General features: G+C 33.7%; 24 protein-coding genes, 3 pseudogenes and 2 other annotated features. Of the genes and pseudogenes, 6 read left to right on the forward strand and 21 right to left on the reverse strand.

Features of this window, described 5'->3' with window-relative positions; all coding sequences use genetic code 11:
* The first annotated feature begins 24 nt into the window (after positions 1-24).
* Positions 25-1,482: a serine hydrolase gene (locus ACUN0F_RS22285; RefSeq protein WP_264461909.1), complete on the forward strand. Its 1,458-nt coding sequence runs from the start codon at positions 25-27 to the stop codon at positions 1,480-1,482.
* 126 nt (positions 1,483-1,608) lie between these two features.
* Entirely contained in the window at positions 1,609-2,892 is a 1,284-nt protein-coding gene (locus tag ACUN0F_RS22290; RefSeq protein ID WP_215563159.1) for a S41 family peptidase, read from the forward strand.
* Positions 2,893-2,927: 35 nt separating this feature from the next.
* Here the strand turns inward: ACUN0F_RS22290 and ACUN0F_RS22295 are convergent, their stop codons facing one another.
* From ACUN0F_RS22295 to ACUN0F_RS22320, 6 genes and pseudogenes are all read right to left on the reverse strand, one after another.
* Positions 2,928-3,860 carry an aminoglycoside phosphotransferase family protein gene (locus ACUN0F_RS22295; RefSeq protein ID WP_264461908.1) on the reverse strand — a complete coding sequence of 311 codons (933 nt, stop codon included), beginning with the start codon at positions 3,858-3,860 and terminating at the stop codon, positions 2,928-2,930.
* Positions 3,861-3,865: 5 nt separating this feature from the next.
* Positions 3,866-3,979 (reverse strand): annotated as a pseudogene (locus tag ACUN0F_RS22300) (aminoglycoside phosphotransferase); the annotation flags it as partial.
* 22 nt (positions 3,980-4,001) lie between these two features.
* On the reverse strand, positions 4,002-4,637 hold the full coding sequence (locus ACUN0F_RS22305) for an HAD family hydrolase (protein ID WP_046955676.1): 636 nt from the start codon (positions 4,635-4,637) through the stop codon (positions 4,002-4,004).
* A gap of 107 nt (positions 4,638-4,744) precedes the next feature.
* A complete protein-coding gene (locus ACUN0F_RS22310; protein ID WP_001134418.1) occupies positions 4,745-5,332 on the reverse strand; it encodes a YpjP family protein in 588 nt (195 codons plus the stop codon).
* A 284-nt stretch (positions 5,333-5,616) separates the two neighbouring features.
* On the reverse strand, positions 5,617-6,816 hold the full coding sequence (locus ACUN0F_RS22315; RefSeq protein ID WP_445540167.1) for an ABC transporter permease: 1,200 nt from the start codon (positions 6,814-6,816) through the stop codon (positions 5,617-5,619).
* Positions 6,809-7,519, reverse strand: coding sequence for an ABC transporter ATP-binding protein (locus tag ACUN0F_RS22320; protein ID WP_046955673.1), 711 nt, complete (start codon positions 7,517-7,519; stop codon positions 6,809-6,811). The genes ACUN0F_RS22315 and ACUN0F_RS22320 overlap by 8 nt, the downstream gene beginning before the upstream one ends.
* Before the next feature lie 153 nt (positions 7,520-7,672).
* Between ACUN0F_RS22320 and ACUN0F_RS22325 the strand changes: the two genes are divergently transcribed.
* Both ACUN0F_RS22325 and ACUN0F_RS22330 read left to right on the forward strand, forming a co-directional pair.
* Positions 7,673-8,101, forward strand: a complete 429-nt coding sequence (locus ACUN0F_RS22325; protein WP_046955672.1) for a GNAT family N-acetyltransferase — start codon at positions 7,673-7,675, stop codon at positions 8,099-8,101.
* Positions 8,102-8,130: 29 nt separating this feature from the next.
* Positions 8,131-8,658 (forward strand): HAD-IIIA family hydrolase, encoded by a 528-nt coding sequence (locus ACUN0F_RS22330; RefSeq protein ID WP_264461904.1) that lies wholly within the window; start codon positions 8,131-8,133, stop codon positions 8,656-8,658.
* 352 nt (positions 8,659-9,010) lie between these two features.
* Here the strand turns inward: ACUN0F_RS22330 and ACUN0F_RS22335 are convergent, their stop codons facing one another.
* The 11 genes and pseudogenes from ACUN0F_RS22335 to ACUN0F_RS22385 all read right to left on the reverse strand — a co-directional run.
* Positions 9,011-9,199 carry a hypothetical protein gene (locus ACUN0F_RS22335; RefSeq protein ID WP_445540168.1) on the reverse strand — a complete coding sequence of 63 codons (189 nt, stop codon included), beginning with the start codon at positions 9,197-9,199 and terminating at the stop codon, positions 9,011-9,013.
* Between the two features lie 2 nt (positions 9,200-9,201).
* Entirely contained in the window at positions 9,202-10,656 is a 1,455-nt protein-coding gene (locus ACUN0F_RS22340; protein WP_264461902.1) for a PH domain-containing protein, read from the reverse strand.
* Complete coding sequence (locus ACUN0F_RS22345) at positions 10,643-11,122, reverse strand: PH domain-containing protein (RefSeq protein WP_264461901.1); 480 nt, start codon at positions 11,120-11,122, stop codon at positions 10,643-10,645. The genes ACUN0F_RS22340 and ACUN0F_RS22345 overlap by 14 nt, the downstream gene beginning before the upstream one ends.
* 19 nt (positions 11,123-11,141) lie before the next feature.
* Positions 11,142-11,732 (reverse strand): TetR/AcrR family transcriptional regulator, encoded by a 591-nt coding sequence (locus ACUN0F_RS22350; protein WP_016717368.1) that lies wholly within the window; start codon positions 11,730-11,732, stop codon positions 11,142-11,144.
* Between the two features lie 187 nt (positions 11,733-11,919).
* Complete coding sequence (locus tag ACUN0F_RS22355; protein WP_264461900.1) at positions 11,920-12,360, reverse strand: GNAT family N-acetyltransferase; 441 nt, start codon at positions 12,358-12,360, stop codon at positions 11,920-11,922.
* Positions 12,357-12,830 (reverse strand): SAM-dependent methyltransferase, encoded by a 474-nt coding sequence (locus ACUN0F_RS22360; protein ID WP_000493248.1) that lies wholly within the window; start codon positions 12,828-12,830, stop codon positions 12,357-12,359. The genes ACUN0F_RS22355 and ACUN0F_RS22360 overlap by 4 nt, the downstream gene beginning before the upstream one ends.
* An 87-nt stretch (positions 12,831-12,917) precedes the next feature.
* Complete coding sequence (locus ACUN0F_RS22365; protein WP_445540169.1) at positions 12,918-13,616, reverse strand: aspartate/glutamate racemase family protein; 699 nt, start codon at positions 13,614-13,616, stop codon at positions 12,918-12,920.
* Between the two features lie 148 nt (positions 13,617-13,764).
* Positions 13,765-14,967: an alcohol dehydrogenase EutG gene (gene eutG, locus ACUN0F_RS22370; protein WP_445540843.1), complete on the reverse strand. Its 1,203-nt coding sequence runs from the start codon at positions 14,965-14,967 to the stop codon at positions 13,765-13,767.
* 52 nt (positions 14,968-15,019) lie between these two features.
* Complete coding sequence (locus ACUN0F_RS22375) at positions 15,020-16,459, reverse strand: GntP family permease (RefSeq protein ID WP_264461898.1); 1,440 nt, start codon at positions 16,457-16,459, stop codon at positions 15,020-15,022.
* 205 nt (positions 16,460-16,664) lie between these two features.
* Positions 16,665-17,024: pseudogene (locus ACUN0F_RS22380) on the reverse strand (HAD hydrolase-like protein); the annotation flags it as partial.
* Positions 17,025-17,150: 126 nt separating this feature from the next.
* Positions 17,151-17,482: pseudogene (locus ACUN0F_RS22385) on the reverse strand (HAD hydrolase-like protein); the annotation flags it as partial.
* A 192-nt stretch (positions 17,483-17,674) separates the two neighbouring features.
* Here ACUN0F_RS22385 and ACUN0F_RS22390 point away from each other — a divergent pair.
* Complete coding sequence (locus ACUN0F_RS22390) at positions 17,675-18,472, forward strand: lipid II flippase Amj family protein (RefSeq protein ID WP_000028923.1); 798 nt, start codon at positions 17,675-17,677, stop codon at positions 18,470-18,472.
* 31 nt (positions 18,473-18,503) lie between these two features.
* Positions 18,504-19,079 (forward strand): nucleotidyltransferase family protein, encoded by a 576-nt coding sequence (locus ACUN0F_RS22395; RefSeq protein WP_445540170.1) that lies wholly within the window; start codon positions 18,504-18,506, stop codon positions 19,077-19,079.
* A gap of 40 nt (positions 19,080-19,119) precedes the next feature.
* On the opposite strand, the gene ACUN0F_RS22400 is transcribed toward ACUN0F_RS22395, so the two are convergent.
* From ACUN0F_RS22400 to ACUN0F_RS22415, 4 genes are all read right to left on the reverse strand, one after another.
* Positions 19,120-20,034 carry an alpha/beta fold hydrolase gene (locus ACUN0F_RS22400; RefSeq protein ID WP_445540171.1) on the reverse strand — a complete coding sequence of 305 codons (915 nt, stop codon included), beginning with the start codon at positions 20,032-20,034 and terminating at the stop codon, positions 19,120-19,122.
* A gap of 36 nt (positions 20,035-20,070) precedes the next feature.
* The gene (locus tag ACUN0F_RS22405; RefSeq protein WP_445540172.1) at positions 20,071-21,411 is read right to left on the reverse strand and encodes a sodium-dependent transporter; all 1,341 of its coding nucleotides are present in this window, start codon (positions 21,409-21,411) and stop codon (positions 20,071-20,073) included.
* Between the two features lie 116 nt (positions 21,412-21,527).
* Positions 21,528-21,776: a binding site (T-box leader), on the reverse strand.
* Positions 21,777-21,891: 115 nt separating this feature from the next.
* On the reverse strand, positions 21,892-23,190 hold the full coding sequence (aspS, locus tag ACUN0F_RS22410) for an aspartate--tRNA(Asn) ligase (RefSeq protein ID WP_264461888.1): 1,299 nt from the start codon (positions 23,188-23,190) through the stop codon (positions 21,892-21,894).
* A 108-nt stretch (positions 23,191-23,298) separates the two neighbouring features.
* Positions 23,299-23,510, reverse strand: a binding site (T-box leader).
* Positions 23,511-23,576: 66 nt separating this feature from the next.
* On the reverse strand, positions 23,577-24,959 hold the full coding sequence (locus ACUN0F_RS22415) for a UDP-N-acetylmuramoyl-tripeptide--D-alanyl-D-alanine ligase (protein WP_046955663.1): 1,383 nt from the start codon (positions 24,957-24,959) through the stop codon (positions 23,577-23,579).
* Between the last annotated feature and the right edge of the window lie 96 nt (positions 24,960-25,055).

The raw sequence follows: 25,055 nt of genomic DNA on the forward strand, positions 1-25,055 counted from the left end.
AATTTATATTTGGAGGTTAGAAGTATGTCTAAAATTGAAACTCCTGTTATGACTGCTTTACAAACAACGGTTGAAAAAATGATGAAGGATTTAAACGTTCCTGGAGCTGCTGTGGCTGTTATAAAAGACGGTGAAGTTATTATTTCAGAAGGATTTGGCTATCGAAATCTAGAGACAAAAGACACTGTTACACCAAGTACTCGGTTCGCAATCGGTTCCTCAACGAAAGCTTTTGGCACACTTTCATTAAGCTTATTAGCACAACAAAAAAAGTTTAATTGGGATACTCCTATCCAGTCTTATATACCTAACTTCTCTTTATCTGAACTACTTGCTAGCTCACAAGTTACCGGACGAGATTTAGCTTCTCATCGAACTGGTGTAAGCCGTCATGAGGCTCTTTGGTATAGCTCTTCCTTATCTCGAAAAGATCTCGTTGAAAAAATAAAACATTTACCACTTGATGCTCCGTTTCGTACAGCATTTCTTTATAACAACTTAATGTATGCAACAATTAGTTATATTGTAGAAAACATTACGAATCAAACATGGGAACAATACGCCACAGAACATATTTTAGAACCTTTAAATATGAGGCATACAAACTTCTCTGTTACAGATTCACAAACAACAGATGATTATGCTTTACCTTACATCGAAAATGACGGTGAAATAAAAGAAGTTCCATTCCGCAACATCGATACGGTTGGCGCTGCTGGTTGTATTAATTCTACAATTGAAGATATGGCCAATTGGGTCCTTCTTCACTTAAAACAAGGAAAATTTGGAGAGCATGAATTAATTTCTCCTGAATTATTACAACAAATGTATACACCGCACAATTCAATTCCAGATCAACCAGTTTTATCACTTCCTGAATCTCCATTAAATAGTTACGGCCTTGGTTGGTTTATTAGCGCTTACCGTGGTAATAAGGTAATTCATCATGGCGGTAATATTGATGGGTTTTCAGCACTTGTTTCATTCATACCAACAGAAAACATAGGCCTTGTTATTTTAACGAATGCTGGAGGCACATTACTACCTACTTATCTCGCTAATCAAATTTATGACGAACTACTTGAGTTAGAATCCATTGATTGGCATAAACGTGCTGTAGAAGATACTGAAAAAATGAAGGAAATGATGAAAGAAGCAACTGAATCCATTCCAGAACAAATAAAAGGAACTACACCTTCTCATAAATTAGAAGATTATACTGGTACTTTCGAACATCCGGCATATGGAACATTACAAGTATACAAGCGAGATGATTCATTATTTGTACAATTCATGGAAATGGACATTCAATTAGGGCACCATCATTACGACATCTTTTCTGCAAAAGTTGACTTATTCCAAATGAAAATGAATCTATTATTTGCATATGAAATGAATGTGAACGGTGAATTCCCATCCCTTCAGTTACATGTACCAGCTATGTTAAGTACGCAGCCGCTTGCATTTAAGAAAATTAAATAAATTTTAAATAGAGGGATGATAACACTTCCCTCTATTTCCTTTTAAATCCCCCATCAAAAAAAGGATAATACGTAACAGGCACAGAATTCCATTATTCAACTAATTAAATTATCAGGAGGAAAAGCTGTGTACATAGAAATTTTTAAAGAAATTGTTTCGATTACTCATCACGATTATTCAGGTTGTATAGATAAAAAAGGATGGGACGATCCTACTACTTATTTACAGACAATTGAGAAACTAGAGAAACAAGGAGAACTAACACCAGTACAATTTACCGAAATTGTACGTGATTACTTATTAGACTTTAAAGATAATCATATGTTTTTTAAAGTGCACTCTAACAATCAACCTCTTAACAGTATTGGCTTCCAGGTGAAAAGATACGAAGACCGCCTATATATTACATCCACTTCACAGGAAATAAGAGCGAAAAAAGGACAGTCAATTTTAGCATTAGATAATATGAAAGTTCCTGAGCTATTAATAAAATATAAGAAGTATTTAAATGAGAATACATATGAACGTGAAAAATGGGATTATGTTTTATTAAAATCGTCAAATTGTACACTTATAGATGAAGATGGATTGACTCAAACAATTACTTTGCAAAAGTATAAACAAAACGAATACACGCCTATTTATTCATTGAAACAGTATAATAAAGATACACTCTTAATTACTTTGACGGATTTTGCAAATACTGAAGCTATTAATAAACTATTAGACTCACACAAAGATGAACTTAATTCTTTTCCGAACTTAATTATAGATGTGCGACTGAATCGTGGCGGAAGTGATGATGCATTTTTCAACCTACTTCCTTACTTATTTGAAGACAAAGAAATTTCCCTTTTAGATTCTTCAGATACAATGCAATTAAATCATACAGAACGAAACTATCAATTACGTATGAAAGACATCGAAATGGAAGATTATGATTCTTTAGACGAACTTTCCAAATTATTCACAGATATATTTATTCAAGATTTAAAAAGGAATTATAAAAAAGGATTCGTTACATTTGATACTTCTGAGTTACCAAAAGAACTTCAATCATTAAAAATACACGGACGAAAATCACCTTGTAGAGTAGTTATATTAACAGATGTTACATGTGGAAGTTCTGGTGATTCTTTTGTAGAAGTTGCAAAAAAATCATTGAAAGTAAAAGTAATAGGTCGTCCTACTGCTGGTTTAAATGATTATTCTAATTTAGCGGTAATGGAATGGGCTGATACATTCGCACTTTACTACCCTACTTCACGGCTCTCTATTATAGATAAAGGCGAAGGAATGTCCGGAATTGGTATACAACCGCATATACATATCCCCTGGACTCCGGAACATATACAGGAAGATGTAGATTTAAAGTTAGCATTACAACTGCTTCAAAATGAAGAATGGTAAAAAATAAAGGTAGATGTGAATCACACCTACCTTTCCTATTTCATAGCAATCTTTTCTGGCTGAAACCAGATTGGCTTTAATAACTCAAAGTTTTTATGATCCTCTAAAACGATAGTAAGGCGTTCTAACGTATCCTCTAACATATGCGGTGCTGCTCGTAAGGACCACACAACTGATGAGAAAACTGTCATGCCAACGTACACCGCATATAAGTTCCAGAACTCCTCTGGTATTCCCCCATTAAAGTAGCCTTCTATTTGTCCGATTGAATACGGAATACTAATGTCTCTTGCAAATAGTGCAATTTTTACGAAATCATGAAGTGGGTCACCCCAATCATAACCATTAAAATCAACAACACCTACATATTTCGCATCACGTACAATTATATTTTCTAAATGAAAATCATCGTGTTGAAACCGATTTGGGCGGTTCTTTAAATATATTTCATTTTCATCTATAAACTTTATGATTTTATCATCATTTTTTATTTTTATTCCACATGTTTTATATGCCTCTACATATTTTCGATGTTTTTCCATTGCTCTTTCATACCATGGAAGGATATCCTTAGGAGCTTCATATGTATGCATTTTTGCTAAATCTTTTCCTGCTTCTATACCAATATCATATTGTTCTTTTGGTGTATATGTAGGCAATAGCTTCTTCGCATCTTCCCCTTCTAAATATGAAAAAATACCATAGCATAAACCTTCTTCTGCCAACAAACCCATTTCAATTGGTTTTTGTGCTTGCACACTACGGTTTTGCATTTCATTTAAAATTTGAAACTCTATTTTCTTTCTTTCATACTCTTTTATATCGCCTGTCCGTAATAAATATTTTTCGTTATTCGCACTCGTAATTATATATTTCTTATCCGGTGAGAAACCTTTGGAGATTTTTTCAATATTAACTGCATCTTTTACTATTTGTATATTGTTTTGCCACGCTGTAATTGTTTTCATTTTTATTCCCCTTGCATTTCTACATTTGATGTATACGCTACTTCTACAATAAACCCATTCGGATCGTAAAAAGAAATGGGTTCCTCCAAATTTGCTACCCAAAATTCAATATGATGAATACCTGCTCAAAGTGTATTCATATTAAGAATACGCCCCTTGTACTACTTGTACAATTTCCATTGGTGTATTGACCATATAATCTGGTGCATCTTTTTTCACTGTTTCAATAACATCATATCCCCAAGATACCCATATTACATTCACCCCAGCCTTTTTACACGCTGCTACGTCTCGCTGTTCGTCACCGACGTATAACATATCTTTCTCTGTTATTTTTTTCGATTTTAAAAATCTTTTTATCATTTTATCTTTACCGAACAAATTTTTAGAACAATATACCTCTTGTATATTTTCTATATCATTATTGTGTAAAAATGCCCGAATATGCTCTTCTGAGTTAGAAGATATAACGGCAATTCCGTATCCTTTTTTATGCAGTTCATCTAATACATCCTTCATCCCATGAAACAAAATAAGATCTTTTATAGCGGGTTGATACAATTTATAAAACTCCAGCGCTAATATCGGTAGTTTATACAATGGTACATCAAGTTGTTTACATCTCTCTGGCATCGTTAATTTACGCAAATACTCAATTTCTTCTTCCCTTACCGTTTTATATCCGTGCTTTTCAGCAATTTGATTATAAATTGGTACAAATATATTTTGTGAATCTACTAATGTGCCATCAAAGTCAAAAACAATATATTTTTGCATTCCCATACTCCCTTACTTCTTTTTTCCTAAACCTATTTTATTCAACAATATAGTTGCCTTACCCTTCTATAAGCATAAAAAAGAACAAGATTTTTCTCTTGTTCTTTTTAAGAAAGCCACTTTGGCGGTATATTCGTATTCCAATAAATATTCCCTAATTCATGGTGTCCTGAGTACCCATCATCAAAACGGTGATAGTGGAAATTAAAATAATAACCATCTTGCGGTGGATGATCTCTTCTTACATGAAATCGCAATAAGTCATTTCCTGATTTCGTGTCATACACATGAAAAATCTTTTCATTATTTCCGCCAGCTGGTCTTTGAGAAATCGCTAATGATTGCAATGACTCCTCTGGCACATCACTTGCAAGCTCAGCAATTGCCTCTTCAATTTTCGGTAATATTACATCTTTAAACTCATCTTCAATTACTGGACCAATTTTAGTGCCAAACTTTTGCATTGACTGCTTCTCTGCTTCTTGCATTGCGTACGTAATAAAAGTATCAGTGGTTAACCTGTCATTCGTTTCTTCATATGTATAGGACGTACTCTCCAAATTTTGTTGCCCAGCTGTGCTCGTAGGCTTGTCCGCAGCTTTGGCATTATCAAGCAATATGGAAGGAGGCGTCACTAAACCAAATGTAAATACGGTAATTAATGCGACTAAGGTTTTTCTAAACCAATTTGGCATGTATGTTCCCTCCCCTTTCACTCATTATGTTTTATATAACGGTTGTTCCTTCTATTATACAAAATGATTGTAATTTTTGCACTTTACAATTTTGTTAACGTTCACATATTTTTCACTTGAATATGAAATTGTAAGATTTCATACAATAAAAATACAACAATAATGAGGAGGAGATCCGATGACTTTAGATGTCATGTATTCCGCGGCAAGCATACTCGTTTTAGTATATTTTATTTATCAATGTGTTACGGATTAAAAAAAAGAGCCATTTTTCGGCTCTTTTTCTATGGTAAGAATACAATCCAACCAATCCAGACTATAAAAATAATCCCGGCAATTACTGCTGGTAATAAATAAAAATGAGAAAGTATAACTATTCCATACAAAAGTATTACTGGAAGTAATAAATAGCGATCTGCCTTCCATCTTAACATTAGTAATTTGCCTTCATCACAATATAAATGAAGAAACATTTTTTTCGAAAATTCATTCCAATAATCGCGCGCATAACGAGAAATTCCAACTAAAGCAAATGCAAGAATAATAGCTGCAATCCACCTCGGACTCATAATAATACTGACGGTGCTTATACATACAATTTGAATATAAAATATTCGTGCACTACTTGTACGGAAAAATTCTTTTAAAAAGGATTCAACAATACGAGATTCCTTTTTCTTCCCTAAAAACTTTTTAGAACGCGGAAACATCCACGGTTTTTTATTCGAACTACTCGGTTTAGCTGTATGACCACCAACTTGCATAATCCCACTCGTCCAGCGCATACTTTCTTCTTTCTCTTTCTCAACTTCTTTAAAAAAGCAATTTTTATAATTCAATTTTTCTTTTATCAACCCGATAATTAGAAAAACTGCTAGACCGATACTTAGTATAGAATAAAATGGATTTGTATAAATAAGAAACAGACTCAATCCAAAAAAGGTTAAACTTATAGAAAACATTACATTTTTTATAATCCATAGTAGCCATCGTTTCCCCACACGTACATGAATAAATCTCGTTAACAACGACAACATAAATCGAAATGCAGTAAAGAATAGCCAAAATAATATGATTTGTACCTTCGTCACTCCAATACTTTTCATCAACACTGGTAACATAGCAACTACTACCACTACATTCGTTATCGCTATTCGAATTAACGTATATGTCATACCATACTGGATTAACTTTTGCATGTGAGCGGGATACGAAATTAAAAATAAACTATCTGCTTGTTCAAAAAATGAACGCACTCCTCTTGCATATGTCATCACATAAAATGCGAATAGACCTAACCCGAAATAAACTGTCTCTTCCATCGATAATTCTTCTATCCATAGTGAACGATAATAAATCCCTATAAATATAAGTGCTGGAATAATAATATATAGCGCAACTGTCCAATCAGTTATAGAACGTATGGACTTCCATTTACGCCTCAGTTCATGACGCAATCTTTTATAAAATTGTTGTTTAATCATGCTGTTCACGCCTTACGATTACATCAAAACAGTCTAATAATGAACTTCCTGGCATTTCTGCTAACGTTTGGATAGATTCTAAATGTCCATCTGCGACTAATGTACCTTGCGAAATGAGTAAAAATCTTTCGCAAATTTTTTCAGCGGTATCTAATACATGCGTACAAAGTAAAATTCCTGCGCCACGTTCTTTTTCTTTATATAAATAACTTAAAAACTCTTTCGTAGCTACTGGATCTAAGCCGATAAAAGGTTCATCAATGATATAAAAATCTGGTTCAGTTAAAAATGCCAAAATGAGCATCGATTTTTGTTTCATACCTTTTGAAAACTTTGATAAATACTCATGTTTATGTTTATCCATTCGAAACATATGTAATAACTCTTCTGCTTTTCTTTCCCAGCTTCCTACTTCGTTCTCGCGAGCAGCCATTAATAGTTCGATATGTTCCCAAAGCGTCAAATAATCATAATATGTCGGGTGTTCCGGCACGTATGCATAAGGATTTTTCTTTTCACCGAATGATATTTCACCATTCATATTTACTAGTAAACCGAGCATCGTTTTAATCGTCGTACTCTTCCCAGCACCATTCGCACCAATAAGTGCAACTAATTCACCTTTTTCAATTGAAAAGTCAATATCATGAATTGTCTTTTCCGCTAAATCATATCCTGCAGAGCGAATATTTACTGCTAACATACATTCCCCTTCTTTCCATTTCCAATACAAACAAGGAAAAGAATAACATACAACTATCTATATATCATTATAAAATATTTATTTTTATAGCAGGAAAAAAATTTTTTTAACAGAATAATAAATGTTTGATTACATTTTATTGGAGTGGATAATATGTCTTTTCAAATTCGTGAAGCGACGATAGACGATATAGATGCACTTTGCTCTTTAACGAAAGAATTAAAAGGTTCCTCTATTTCCTATGAAGATATGAACAACCGATTGCAATTCGTACAAATGAGTCCTTTTGATTTTTTATATGTTTATGAAGAAGAAACTATATTTGGATTACTTGGGTTTCGTATTCGTGAAAATTTAGAAGATGTAACTCGTTATGGGGAAATTTCAATTATTAGCGTTGATTCTACAATACGACGAAAAGGCATTGGGCAAGTATTAATGGATTATGCTGAGCAATTAGCAAAGACACATAATTGTATAGGCACATGGCTAGTCAGTGGAACAAAAAGATTAGAAGCACATCCTTTTTATAAAAAATTAGGATATGAAGTAAATGGATATCGATTTGTGAAACATTTTTAAACTACTTATAAATGGAAAGGACTATAACTATGACAAACATCGAAGCTATTTTTATTGATCGTGACGGTACAATTGGTGGTGACACTACAATACATTATCCAGGCTCTTTTACATTATTTCCTTTCACAAAAGCAGCTCTGCAAAAACTAAAAGCTCAAAATATAAAAATTTTCTCTTTCACAAATCAACCAGGTATCGCAGATGGGATAGCAACTGTAGCTGATTTTGCACAAGAATTAGAAGACTTTGGTTTTGATGATATATACGTATGTCCTCATAAACACGGTGATGGTTGTGAATGCCGTAAACCAGGTACAGGTATGCTGCTACAAGCAGCTGAAAAACACGGGCTCGATTTAACAAAATGCGCTGTAATTGGTGATCGCTGGACCGATATCGTTGCAGGAGCAACAGTGCATGCGATAACGATATTGGTGCGCACAGGCGCTGGATACGATGCTTTACATACGTACCGAGACAAATGGGCACATATTGAACCAAACTACATTGCAGAAAACTTTGAAGATGCTACAAATTGGGTTTTAAATTACCAATAAAAATTCACCAAGACGTCTTCACATTGTTTAGATTAAACAATATCAAAAAGCAGTATAATTCTGTACATCTGATCCTTTTCGCACCACAAATAACTTCATTTTCTACAACATTTGGAATGCCTTTCTCAAATACATGTTGAGGGACTAATTCCGATAAGAATAAAGATTGCTAAAAAAAGATGTTTACGAATTCTTTATTTGATAATGAAGAACACCATTTTGAAAAAATATTGATCAAAATGGCGTTTCTTTTTAAGTGAATATGGGATTTTCATAAAAAAGTTTGTACTAGTTTAAGTTTAGTGTTTCACAAAAATAGAATCATTATGGTTTATTTTATTATTTAGTTCTATTACTCTTTATGACCCTTGAATCCAAATGTAATTAAAACAATACTAATACTAATAATAATCAAAATAATATTACCTGCTGTATGCGAAATGCTCGGAATGACGTTTTCTAAAATGAATGTCCCAGAAAACAGAGCACGAACACCAATCCCAAAAATAACAAGCCCGATTATTCCTAAAAAGATTTTCATATTTATCCCTCTTTCTTTATCTTTAGCGTATTTTTATAAATATGGTTTGCAGCATCTACTGGAATATGGCTCAATGAAAACTTAATATTTTCCTTACCTGAAGCAATTGCTAACTTCAAAGATGCTAAATGCTGTTTTTCCTGTAGGTTTGTCTGTCGTACGGAAACCCACTGAATACGCCCTCTTTTAATAATGACTGTTTTACGAGATAAACTTCCATATTGAAGCGTTAAAAAATGTTCATTTTGGTTCCAACCAATCATTTTAAATTCCATCCACCCTAAAAATAAGGGTATAAAGGGGACTATTATTGCGAAGTAATGATAATATGCTGGTACATATAACCATATTGAAATTGCAATAAGAAGTCCTACTATAAATGGGAGGACTTTATAATGAAAGGAAGCTTCTTTAGTAAGCTGCTGTAAGCAATCACTTTTTTGATAACCAGTAAAAGACTTCAGTAAAGTTTTCACTTTTTTCTTTTTAACAAAAGGGATGATTGCAATGCTTTTTTCATTTTGCTCATTTTGACTATTACGAATAACAATAGCTTGAATAGATGCATACCCCAATAAGCGATGTAATGGTCGCTCAACTATTAGAAGTGCCTGTATACGGCCATTGGTAATTGTTCGATATTTCTTTTCCAATAGCCCTTGTTCAACTTCTAATTCATCTTTACAATTTTTCTTGATCGTGAAATGGTAGTCACTTTCAAAAGTAAGTAATAATGAGAGAATGAACGATATAATCAAAACAAGAACGATTGTTATCACAATCCAATTTGAGCCAAACCAATCGAATAAGAAAGTGAATAAGGTATTTTGATTGCCTCCTTTTGTCATATCCCAATATTTGAGTAAGCCCAGGGTTAATATCATTAAGATAACTCCAAATTTCGGTGACAAAAAACTGTGTAAAGCTAAATCACTATTTGACAAATGAAGTACTGATTCATCTATTTCACCTATGGTATTGGCCTGTAAATTCACTTGTAAAATGTCCCGAATACGTCGTTCTTCTTCTTTTGATATACAACTAAAAGTGATACTGGATTCATCTCCACCTGCAAGTTCAATAGTAAGTGTTAGCGTTGAAAAAAAATGATCGTACACACGAATTGTAGAATCAATAGATTGAATACGATCAGGCGTTACCCATTTTTTCTTGATCATAATCAAACCAGATTGAATATAGATCGCCTTCTCTTGAATTTCATAAATAAAAGATTTCCATTTTAAAATTCCTACAATTAAAAACATCATAATCAGAAATACACTTACTATTACTCCAATTTTCACTGTAGAAATTTGGTTTCCCATTTGTTTATGTACCAACAAAACCAATAAGGGAAACAACCAAATATAAGATAAAGATTCTTTTATAGCTACAACGATGAAATAAAGAATCGAAACTGGATGAAGCTGTTGATTCTTTTTCTTAGACTTGTTCATCATATAACCTCGCATAGATTTCAATTTCTTTTCGGATAGAATCTGCCGTTTCTTCAGCTAATCCTGGAATATGATGGCTACCTGCAGCCGTTGATAGCATAAGGGTATATAAATGATACCTTTTTAGAATAGGGCCTTGCTTTGCATCTATATGCTGAACTTTCCCCATAGGTATTAATATTTTTCTTTTAAACAGAATCCCTTTTTGAATTTGAATACTAGTTTCGTTTATTTTGTATCGCCATATACGATATCTCCACATTGGTGCCCAATATAATTCAAAAGGGAGGGAAATAATCGCTAAACACGTTGTAATAATGACAATCCATTCGGGCCAATGGAATGTGAACGTACAATATAGCAATGTAACAATGATGACTGTGTATACAAATAAGGAGATAATCCCTTCCACCTTTCTTGCAGCAATAACCTTTTTATCTAACCGCTTAAATTTAGAAGCCCCCACTATTCCATCTCCTTTTCTTTTAAATATTTTTTCTAGTGGCAAAATCAAACGTATCAGTTATTTCAGCTATTAATTTTTCCATATCTGAAACATCTTCCTTTGCAATTCGCGGTCCAATTGAGTCAATTACACTTCGTATAGTTTTAGCCATTATAAGGGGTGAAAACTCTCTAAAACTCCCTTCAATTTCTTGCCCCCACTTAAAAATCTCGATTAACGGTTCATATATAGATTCATCTTCATTTTTGTAAAGTAGTTCCCCGTTTTCAGTTCGAGCATTTGAAACAACTTCAATAATTGCCATCACGTATTTTCTATGCTCAAACATAAACCTTAAATTCGATTCGATATATCCACGAAGAAATGCAGGGGCACTATCTAAGCCTTCCATAGATTTCCCCATATAAGGAACCGCAAGCGCATAAGAATATTCAACAACAGCTTTCATCAATTCTTCTTTATTTGGAAAATGGTACGTTACAACCCCTTTACTAATTCCTCCTTTTTTAGCGATATTTCCAATCGAAGCATTTGAATAACCTCCTTCAACAAGTACTTTTATAGCATCTTCAATAATTTGTGTTCGACGATTTAATTTTTTATTTTCCATACACCGATTTTAGTACGAACGTACTAAAATTGTCAAATAAAAAAAGTACACCACTTTTATTAAGTAGTGTACCAATATTTGTATACTATATAACATTATATAAGTTCCTTCCCCTTAGTATAGAAAGAGAACTATAAATCATTTTTTATTTCACAGAGTGAAAACATCTCATTTAACTATACATATCTCAAAAAGTTAATTCATAATGGAAATAATGATTATCTCTCAAATATCCATTTTCAGCATATAATCGCTGCGCTGATAAATTATCAATCTCTGTTTGTAATTTTACACCTTTTGCACCATTTTCTAAGGCAAATTCTTTAGCAGCTTCTAGTAATTTTTTACCTGTTCCTGCTCCACGCTTAGTGGCTTGTACAAACAGATCATTTAATATCCATAATTCTTTCATCGAAATAGAAGAAAATGATGGATATAATTGTGTGAATCCAATATATTCCCCATCTTCAACTGCCACAAAAATAACGGATTCTTTTTTCTCGATTCGATTTCGTAAAAATACTTTTGCTCCTTCTAAATCGGAATCTTGTCTATAAAACATACGATAGTTATTAAAAACTGATGCTAGTCCATCTAAATCTGCAATTGTTGCCTCATATATTCTCACTTTACTCCATTCCCCTTCCAATACTGTCTCATTATATCGGTTGCCCATTTAGGCTGTACAATTTCTTCTTTCGGCATAAACTCTTTCATTATCGGCTTTATATCCAATATAGGTGTGCCATCAATAGCATCTAACCCCTCAACAATAATTGATTTACCTTCTCTTTTGATCACCTTTACAATTGTTGCTCCTATGCGATTCGGACGATTTTTCCCGCGCTGTGCAAAAATGCCTACTTTAGGATAATCATTATTATTTCTAGGATGTCTAGCAAAATATTGAATTTGTTCATCAGTTACTTTATGAAAATAAAAAACAACTTCAATATGAGAAAAATCTTCAATCCCTTGTATACTTTCCTCTGTATACATTTCAGTTACAGTAATACAGGATCTTACTTCTCCCCACTCATCATCTTTTATTTCCTTTCTTTCATTATGTACAAATGCGATTGGTTGAACTGAAAACATACGCATTCCCCCTCAATTGTAACCACTTACATTATAAAATATTTTCTGAATGTTTTCCACAAACTTGAACTAGGTTACATAATATAATTATATTCTATTTTGTAAAGCGAAATTAACTGCTTCAACTGCATGTATATAAGTTGTGTCGAATATCGGAATGGATATGTCTTCCTGTTTTATTAATAACCCTATTTCTGTACAACCTAATATGATTCCTTGTGCTCCTTCTTTTACTAGCTCTTCTATAACTCTTTTATAATACTCTCTAGATTGGGATGTTATCTTTCCTAAACACAATTCTTTATATATTACTTCATTTATCTTATCTCTATCTTTTTCTGATGGAACCATTACTTTTATATGATTCTCTTCTATGCGTAACTTATAAAAATCTTGCTCCATTGTATATTTAGTTCCAAGCAAACCAACCCTATGAATATCTTTCCTTTTCATTTCTTTCGCAGTTGCATCAGCGATATGTAAGACTGGAATATGAATATTCTCCTTTATTTTCTCAACTACTTTATGCATTGTATTTGTACAAATAATTATAAAATCTGCTCCTCCCCTCTGTAACGAATATGCTGCATTCCCTAATACTTCTCCTGCTCCATTCCAATTTCCGTTAGACTGGAATCGTTCAATCTCTTCAAAGTCCACACTATTAATCATACATTTTGCTGAATGTAACCCTCCTAATCTCTCTTTTATTTCTTCATTTATGATTCGATAATATTCAGAAGTTGATTCCCAACTCATACCACCAATTAAACCTATTGTTTTCATTACACAAACACCCACCTTATACCGTTTTTCAAAACTAATCACAACATCTTATTATCTATAATATACATAATAAAACAAGACTTTACGTTTATAATATAAATTCATGTTTTAACTATTTCCAAGGAAATTTTATAAGAATATTCTGAAATTAATTACCGAATGTTTTTATAGAATCTTCATATTGATAATGAAAACATTCTCGATACAACTGTTTCATTTCATCATATGATGGCACACGTGGATTATTTGCTGGACTTCCACTTTCAATTGCATCTGATGCCATTTTAGAAATAGCTTTTTCAAATTCAACCTCACCAATTCCGTATTCTTTTAAATTTGGAATACGAAGATCAAAACAAAGTTTTTTTATTTCCCTCAGCGTGTAGTCGGCTACTTCTTCATCACAATAGGAATACAAATCTTTATTTAAACAACGTCCAATATCCGCTAGTCTTTTTACTGCACTAATTTTTGTATATTGTAAAACTGTAGGTAATAGTATTGCATTCGATATACCATGTGGTACATGAAATAACGCTCCTACCGGCCTTGACATTCCATGAACTAACGTAACAGATGCATTGGAAAATGCGATTCCAGCTTGTAAGGAAGCAATCATCATCGCTTCTCTTGCCTCCATATTCTCTCCATCCTCATATGCAATACGTAAATATTTCATAATACTTTCAATAGCGGAAAGTGCAAGTACATCGGTAAGTGATTGTGAAACTTTAGAAATATATGCTTCGACTGCATGACATAATGCATCTATCCCTGTTGCTGCTGTAATATGAGGTGGTACCGAACGCGTTAATATTGGGTCAATAATCGCTACTTGCGGTGTGAAATTTGGATGCTTCATCATCATTTTTACATCTGTTCGTTTATTCGTAATTACTGCTACACTTGTTACTTCCGATCCAGTACCAGAAGTTGTTGGGATTGCAATTAGTGGTAGCGGATCGTTGTCTATTTCCATATCTTTTTGGACATAATCTTCCACTTCTCCACCATTTGTATATAACACCGCAACTGCTTTCGCAGCATCAATACAACTTCCACCACCAATACCGATAATAAAATCACACTTTTCTTCTTTACTAAGAGTTAACGCTTCTAACACGTGTATATTTGTAGGCTCAGCATTTACTTTATTATATGTAATAACAGTAATACCTTTCGTATTTAATTGTTGTATACAACTCTCAACATATCCTAAATTCTCCATAATTGTATCCGTAACTATAAACGCTCTTTTCCCCAACTTCTTAGATTGTTCCCCCAGTTTTTCAAGCGAATTTCTTCCATATAATACAGACTTCGGCATACGAAACTCAGCAACTTCTTGCAAGTACTCCACCCCTTCTTACCCTAATTAATGTTTTCGTTTATAACATATCGACTTAATAAATTCCTGTTGCAGTATAGAATGCAATTACTAAAAATACAGCAACCGTTTTCAAAACTGTAATGGCAAAAATATCTTTATATGACTGTTTATGTGTTAAACCTGTTACTGTAAGAATAGTAATAATAGCTCCGTTATGTGGTAATGTATCCATTCCTCCAGATGCCATTGACACGATACGGTGCATTACTTCTAATGGAATATCAAATTGATTGGCCGCTGCAATAAACTTATCTCCCATCGCACTTAAAACAATTCCCATTCCTCCTGATGCAGAGCCTGTAATTCCAGCTAAAATATTCGTCGTTACAGCTCCATTCACTAGAGGATTCGCGAATGTGGCAGAAATGCCGTCTCTCATAATCGCGAAACCTGGAAGTGCTGCGATGACACCACCAAATCCAAATTCAGCTCCTGTATTCATCGTTGCCAGTAGCGCCCCACCAATACTTGTATTCAATCCAGCTTGAAATCCTGTTACTACTCGTTTCCAATATAATAATAACGTTGTTACTATACCTATAATAAGTGCCAATTCTACTGACCAGATTCCAACTACTGCACTTAATTCTACTTTTCCAAATGCTTTCATACCAATTGCAGAAAAATCAAAACCATTCGGATACCACTTCGGTATCATAATAGTAAAAACTTTATTCATTACACCTACTAAAATAAGTGGTACAAAAGCAATTACTTGCTGAACTCTTGTAATTTCAATGCTTTTAAGCACCGGCATATCTTTTTGTTCTACTTGCAAAGAAGCTGCCATTTCAGTATCTCCATCGTTCAAACCAAAATACCCTTCTCCTGCCGCCTTCGCCTTCTTACGTCTACTCTCTAAATATAGTAATCCTAACGTCAGTACAAAAATTGCCCCTACAATACCAAGTATCGGCGCAGCATAAATGTCTGTTTTAAAAAACGTCGTAGGTATTACGTTTTGAATTTGTGGTGATCCAGGTAGCGCATCCATCGTAAACGTGACCGCTCCAAGAACGATTGTTCCAGGGATTAAACGTTTTGGAATATTCGCTTGTCGAAACAACTTAGCTGCGAACGGATATACAGCAAACACTACTACATACACACTAACACCACTATACGTTAAGATAGCACCCATTAATACAATCGCTAATATTGTACGTTTTTCACCAACTAACTCTATAATTGTCTTTGCAATCGAATCTGCAATTCCTGACATTTCTACTACTTTCCCAAATATTGCCCCGAGTAAAAATACAGGAAAATATAGTTTAATAAAACCTACCATTTTCTCCATAAAAATATTCGAAAAGAAAGGTAATACAAAACTAGGCTCTGTCAAAAATACTGCAAATAATGCAAATATCGGTGCAAATAATATAACAGAAAATCCTTTATACGCTACAAACATAAGTAAACTAAGTGCTAATAATATAATAACTAGCTCCAATCATACCCCTCCTTTAAACTGAAAATTCAAACTTCTGTTGATGTACTTCTACTAATCTTTTATTTCTGACATCCCTCCTCTAATTCATACAAATTTTTCATGCTAAAAATGTCTAATTATAAGTATTCGATTACACATGAAAAATCCCTTTAAACATAAACGAATTCATCGTCATACGTTATAAAGGGATTTTCAGTCTCTATATTTACTTCTTTATCAAACCATTTTCTCCCAAGAAATAATGTAATTCTTTTACATCATTTACTATATGAGTCGCACCAACTTCAGTCAATTCTGTTTCACTACCATAACCGTATAAAACACCAATTTAAGCAATCTCATTATCATTCGCACCGATTATATCATGCTTTCTATCTCCAATCATGACAATTCCTTCTTTATTAAGCTCTTCATTTGTTTATAAAATATGAGCAATAATCTCTTCTTTCTTTATTCTTGTACCATCTAAATTACTTCCAACGATATCTTCAAAATAATCCGTTAATTGAAAATGATCTAGTAATTGTTTTGCAAATACAGTAGGTTTTGAAGTTGCTATAAATAAAGTGAAACTTTAATCAGTGGGGGTTTTCTTCATCCCCCACTGATTATTAGTTGAACCAATCGGACTTTTATGGGCAGTTGATCCCCTACCTAAATTCTTTGCTTTCGCTGAATTTTGAGGTGGGGGTCTTACTGCCCATTAAAGTGGGATAAACGATTTCCGGTATCTTTTAATTGTTTTAAGAGATTTGGAATACCCTCGTAAACATTATTTTCTAACAATACACGCTGCTTTACATACTCTCTGAAATAAAAGACAGCTCGTTCAACTTCTCCTTCGTTCATATTGTATCTCTCTACGAATGATTGCTGAATGGGTGGACCAATAAATGAATCTAACTCGCTTACATGTAATTCTTCAATTCCAACCTTTTTTAATGCATATAATACTGAATTTATAATTCCTTCTTTCGGATCCGTCAATGTTCCATCTAAGTCAAATAGAAATGTTGTGTACAAATTTAATCCCCCGCCCCTATTTACTTTACATATTATATAGAAGGCTTTTTCATGCCTACCTTTTACCATACTACCATTATTTATCTTTTCAAAAAATTACCTCTTCTATGTCACATACGTTCAGTTACAAAATGGAGTACATATGATAAAGTAAAAAAGTTATAATTATTTTAATAGAAACTGGTGAATCTAATGTCAATAACGTTAATTGTTATAATGGTTTTCACAATTGTTATTCACGCGGTTGAAACAAGCTCTTATAGTATTCGATTAGCTGGAGTGCGTTTAAAGAGAATTGCTGTTGCTTTGTCTGTCGTAGGCATGGTGTTACTTATATCGAGAACATCTAACATGCTACAAGCCTTTTTAATCGGCGGGATTGTCGATGAGGCAAAACGAGACGCTTCCATTAATTTAGAACATACTATACGGCTCGTTCTATTATCCGCCTCTGTCGGTACTTTACTTGCGATTATACTGTATCCAACTTTGACCAAATTATTTGGATACGTCATTCAAAACTTTGAAACAGATGGTTCTTTCATTCGAATGATGAAAACAAATAACATTCAAAAATTAAAGTACACAAGAAAATACGTACGCTTTCCAAAATTAGAAATGATTCATAGACTTCGTATCGGTGGTATTCCAAAACGTATTATGCTTATTAATATGTTTGCTACTGCAATTTATACAGCTGGTGTTCTTTCAGCCCTATACGCTTCTTTTTTACTTCCAGCTTACGCAACAAAAGCTACTACAGCTTCTGGCCTTATTAATGGTTTTGCTACTATTTTATTAACAGTGCTGCTCGATCCACGTATCGCTCTTTTAACAGAGCGAGCTCTTCAATCAGAAGAAGGTGCAGAAGCAATGAGTAAAATGTATGGTTGGCTAATGATTTCTAGACTTTTTGGTACGTTATTAGCACAACTGTTATTCATACCAGGTGCTTACTGGATCACATGGATTATTAAACTGATGAATTAGTCCTCTATAAAAATAGTAGGTGGGATAACAAATGACTATACAAACAGAGCAAGATATAATTCGCTTAATAGAAAACGACGAATGGATGATGGATATATTACAAATGGCAAAATCACTAGAGCTACCAGATTGGTGGATTTGCGCCGGATTTGTTCGCTCTAAAATTTGGGATACTTTACATAACTACGAAATACGAACGGCTACACCAGATATTGATGTCATTTATTTTGATCAATTACATACAGATGAGGTATATGAGCAATTACTAGAGAAAGCACTGGTAAATATGGATGCTTCTATACCTTGGTCAGTAAAAAATCAAGCTCGTATGCATGTAGTGAATAATATGCCACCGTACTCTTCTTCTGTTGATGCTATTTCTAAATTCCCTGAAACAGCAACCGCTTTAGGAGTTACGCTTGACGAACTAAACAACGTCTTATTAACGGCCCCATGCGGTATTGAAGATGTGCTTTCATTACAAGTGAGACCAACAGCTCATTTTCTTGAATCAAAAGAACGTATTCTTATGTACAAAAATAGAGTTCATAAAAAGAATTGGCAAATCAAATGGCCTAGTATTACAATCACTTATCCCAAAATCTAAAGAAAGGGAGCTTCGCATTATACGAAGCTCCCTTTCTATTTTATTTCAAAAACTGAATGACTATTTCTGCAAATCGATCTGCTTCTTCATAATGCGGTGTATGACCACTCTCTTCGAATACAATATAATCTCCATTTTGAGCATCTCTATTAAACATTTCAATTTGTTTTTCACACGTTACTACATCATGTTTTCCTAAAATTAATAACATTGGATTTTGTATATCTTTTATTTTTTGTAATAATGAAGTATGAACTGCTCCTTCTACCTTTAATCTATCAAAATGAATTTTGGAGCGATTTGAAAATATTTCCCACTCTTCATCACTATACAAACTCTCATCTGTCACATCTTCCTTATAATTGTAAATCTCCATTCTATTTTCTTCTAATTCATTGCTTAGTCTTATATAAGCATCTAGCAACTCTTCTGAAGTAGCATTGCTAGATGAATAAGCGATGGACTCTTCTGCTACTTCTTCTTTTCCATACTTTTTTAATAAATGCCCTGTCTTTTGTAACAAAGCTCTACTTGTTAATGCAAAATCGAAAGTTGGCCCTTCAAATATGATTTTCTCTATTGAACTTGGATATATCGACGCATATAACAATGCTAAATATCCACCGAAAGAATGTCCAATGACAGACCACTTCTCAATTTGTAATGCTGTTCTTAGTTCCTCACAGTCTTCAATCAAATCTTTTAACCCAAAAGCTTCGTCCTCAGTAATTTCTTCTGAGCGACAAACACCTCTTTGATCTATCATTATTACATATAAAGAATCTTTTAAACGTTCCGCTTGATGAAATGAAAAATCATAGCAACTTTCTCCTGGTCCACCATGCAAGTATAGGACTGGTTTATTTTTAAGATTTCCATACGTTTCAACGTATAGCTTTTTCCCTCTAATGTTCATGTATTTCCCTGTTCCTATCAAATTCGCCTTTATAATCATCACCTTCTTTTTTACTGAATATTATAACATCCTAGATTAAATAATCCCTATTACATTTAAAAAGACGATGATTATTGCAAGTGGCGCTACAAATCGAAGTAAAAACGCCCAACAAATAAATACTTTCTTTCCATAATTTCCACCTACAAAAAACTCTGCTTCTAGCACCTTCTTTTCCATTTTGAATGAAACGAAAATACTAATAAATAGTGCTCCAAGTGGCATTAATATATTACTAGATAAGAAGTCTACTGCATCAAAAATATTCTTTCCGAAAATCGTAATATCACTCCATACTCCAAATGATAACGCTGATGGTATCCCCACTAAGAAAATGCCGAAACCAATCATCCATGATAGTTTCGTTCTTCTTTCTTGTTCACCATTTGCTAATGCTGAAACAACTGTCTCTAGTAGAGAAAATGCCGATGTTAATGTTGCAAATGTAAATAGTGCAAGAAATACTGTTAAGAACAACCCACCGAATGGAATTTGATTAAATACAGATGGTAATACGATAAATAGTAATCCAGGCCCTTCTGTTGGCTCCATTCCTAATGAAAATACGGCCGGAAAGATAGCAAGACCTGCAAATAATGAAACAAATAAATTCAATCCAACAATTGTAACTGCCGATTTTGGTAAACTTTCTTTTTTATTTAAATAGGAACTATACGTGACCATAATCGAAATCCCGATACTAATCGCAAAAAATGATTGTCCCATCGCGAATAAAATACTTTCTGAAGTAATCTTTGAGAAGTCTGGTTGTAAGAAAAACTTCACACCTTGTATTGCATTATCAAGTGTTAATGAACGAATAATAAGAGCAACAAATAAAACGAACAATGCTGGCAACATATATTTACTTGCTTTTTCAATTCCATTTTGTACACCCTTTGATACAACCCAAATCGTAATGAACATAAAAGCGAAATGTCCCATAATCGCCCAAGCGGGATTTCCAATTGTTTCAGTAAATAATGCTCCGTAATTTTGTCCTGGAGTAATAAGTTGTCCCGTTACTCCTCTGAATAAATAAATGAATACCCATCCACCTACAACGCTATAAAACGAAAGTAATATAAAACAAGTTCCAACGCCAAGACGCCCAATCCAGTGCCATCCTGTATTTGGTGCAATACTTTTAAATGCTCCAACTGCTTGTTTCTGCGTACTGCGTCCAATCATAAATTCAGCTATAAGTAGTGGTAGTCCAATTAATAGAGTAAATAATATAAAGATTAAAAAGAATGCTCCTCCCCCGCTCTTCCCAGCGATATAAGGAAACTTCCATATTGCACCTAGTCCAATTGCTGATCCTGCTGCAGCCATTATAAAACCTAATTTCGAAGTCCATTGCTCCGTCTGTTTCATCTTATTTTCCTCCCAATTAAATTACTTTATATAAATAATTAAATTTTATAAACCAATCCGAATAAACCCTCCATTTCTATTTCCATAAAATAAAAAAATGGCTCAACGTCTCTATATAAAGAGACGCTAAGCCATTTACTTAACGCGGTACCACCCTTATTGATTCCATTATGAATCCACCTTAGTAGTAATCGTTTGATTACAAACCTAATATCGAAGGTTAACCGTTAAGATTTACTAAGAATGTGATTCCGTTCCACCTTACTGCTCCTAGGCGAGTTCAGGATGTCATTTGACTATGTCACACCAACCCATAGCTCTCTGTACAAATATACGACCTTACTACTCCTATTCAACACATTTTAATATTTAGAATATATTTTCTTTTGAAATTAATATGAAGTATATCGGTTATATTTATAACTGTCAAGGGCTATATTAAAATTTGATGAGAAAATGCGGAATTTTCTTCCCTTATTATTAAGGGATAAGTCTTGTACAGTCCCTTGGAAAAGCACTCGCCTCTCGTACATTTGTTAATTCTAATAGTTTGTATACAACTCTCTCTAATCCAATTCCAAAACCACCATGCGGGGGACAACCGTATCGGAATGTATTTAAATAAGATTGAAATGTATCTGGATGTAATCCCTTTTCTTTAAAAGAAGCAAGTAACATTTCATAATCATGAATTCGCTGTGCCCCTGATGTTATTTCTAATCCTTTATATAGTAAATCGAACGAATCAGTAATAGATGGATTCTCATTATTCGGCATCGTATACATTGGCCTAGCTTCTTTCGGATAATGTGTAATGAAAACTAACTCACTCTTATATGTTTCCTTCACATATTTGCCTAGTAGCTTTTCACCTTCTGTATCTAAATCCCCAATTGGCGACTCTTTCCGGTATTTATTTTTCAAAATTTCTTGCGCTTCTAACAATGTAATTTTCGGTATTTCTGTAATAACGGGTACTTCTATTTGTAATAGTTGCAGTTCTTTTTCACAGTTTTTTGCTACTTGTTGAAACATATATCGTAAAACATCCGTTTCTAATTGCATCACTTCATAAAAATCATGAATAAATCCAAGTTCTACGTCTAACGATATATATTCATTCAAATGACGGGAAGAATTATGATGTTCCGCTCTGTAAACAGGTGCAACTTCAAAAACACGTTCTAACCCTCCAGCTACCATCATCTGTTTATAAAACTGTGGTGATTGTGCTAAATAAGCTTCTTTTTGAAAGTATGGAAGCTTAAAAACATTCGCTCCTCCTTCTGCCCCTTGCGAAACAATTTTCGGAGTAAATATACGTGTGAAATCGTTCTCTATAAGAAATTCACTAAAGCTCTGAACGAGTGTAGATTTCACTTTAAATATCGCCGCGGTTCTCTCATGTCTTAATGATAATACCCGCTCATTCAGTAGTTGATCTAAACCAACTTGTAACTTCTTTTTATTTATTTCAAACGGAAGTGGTTCTGCGCCATTTAATATTTTCACTTCGTGAGCAAGCACTTCAACCCCTAATTCTGTTTTCTCAGTCTCTACTATTTGACCAACTACTTGCACAACACTTTCCACATCTACTTTAAATCCAGCTAACTCATTTTCTAATACACATTGCATAACTCCTGATCGATCCCTTATTAATAAAAAACTAACATTACCTAGATGACGAATCTTTTTTACCCATCCTTGAAGTAATACAACCTTGCCGCCTTGCTCCGTACATTCTTTTGTGAGTGAACGCTTTATTATTGACTCCATTACATTTCCCTCCAGTAATTTTATATTTATTTACGTTATTGTTGTTGTCATCGTCATCATCCACGGTCACTCACCTCCTTTCAAAGAATACAAAAATCCGCCCCTATAAATAGGGACGGATTGTTCCGCGGTACCACCCAAATTGTCATAATGACCATCTTAGCCCTGATAACGGTAGGTACCGTTTGCTTTTACTAATTATCACGTTCAAAGCAACACTCACAGGTGTCTTTCCATCATGCGGTATCGCAATCTTCTCAGCAACCGATTGCTCTCTGTAGACCTTTGCATCATGTACTTTTCCTGATCCTCACTTTTTATATTTACAGAGTATTCTATCTCTTTGTTTTATAAAACGCAAGCCTTTTTAAATATATTTTGATTTTTCATATCCAATTTTGTACAATCTCCTCTAAAGCCATTCCACGTGAGCCTTTCAATAATATGATATCCTGATTCGTAATAACTTTTAATACTTCCTCTGCTATCCTGGTCTTATTATTAAATGACTGTACTTTTCCTGTATCATATTTCTTTCTTGCTTCTTCCGCTACAATTTCAGCTAACTCTCCATAAGTGAATACATATTGAATGCTCTCTTCATTTAACATGTTACCAATTTCTCTATGATATGTTTCAGCTTTCTTCCCTAACTCCAACATATCCCCAATTACTATCATTTTTTTATTATAGGTATTTAATGTCTGTAACGTTTCAATTGCGGCCTTCATTGAAGAGGGACTGGCATTCCATGCATCGTTAATAATTGTAAAACCTGTTTTAGCAGTTAAAAATTGAAAGCGCATATGAGTAATATTTACTTGCCGTAGTGCTTCCTGTATTTTTTCTGTAGGGACATTATAATATTGACCTACGGCGATTCCGACAATCGCATTTAAAATACTATGTTTTCCATGCAAGGGAACATCGTACTGTATTTTTGAATCATTTAATTTAAAATGAATACCATATTCATCTAATTGCACGTTTGTTGGAAACAAATCATTTGTATACTTTTCACCAAATGCCTTACAATTTATACTCGATAGATTCTTATTTTTCAAAAGCAACGGTTCATCACCATTATACAAACATAATCCTTCATCTTTTAATCCATCAATAATTTCTAATTTAGCCTTCGCAATTTCTTCTTTTGATCCAAGCGTCTCTAAGTGAGAATGGCCAATCATTGTAATGATCACTACATCTGGCTGTGCTATTATTGATAAGTTTCGAATTTGTCCTTTTTCACTCATCCCCATTTCAAGAATTAAAAACTCTGTATCTCGTTTCATTTCTAAAATAGTTAATGGCAAACCGATTTGACTATTAAAGTTTCCCTTTGTTTTATGCACACGATGAGTTGTACTTAAAATCGTGCTTATTATATCTTTTACCGTTGTCTTGCCATTACTACCTGTAATTCCAATTACTTTTACATTTAGCTCTTTCCGATAAAATTGTGCCAATTGTTGCAAAGCAAACAAAGTATCATCTACAAATATAATTGGCATCCCTTTTGGCGGAGTACCGTAAGACTTTTTCCATAAGGAAGCGACAGCTCCATTATCCATTGCCTCTTTCACATAATCATGTCCATCTTTCACCCTAATGATTGGAACAAATACATTTCCTTCTTTAATGCTTTTGGAATCAATGCAGACACCATGTATCTCTATATAATGAAACGATTCTTGTAACCCTTCTCCATCTACTACCTCTTCAAGTTTTTTCAAATTCATTTGAATCAAATCATCACCTTTTTCCATTTTATTACATAATTTCCGTTTTATTTACGCATATTGATAAAGTGAAACTTTAATCAGTGGGGATTTTGTTCCTCCCCACTGATTATCAGCCCTCAC

It is taken from the genome of Bacillus sp. 1A, assembly GCF_052682215.1.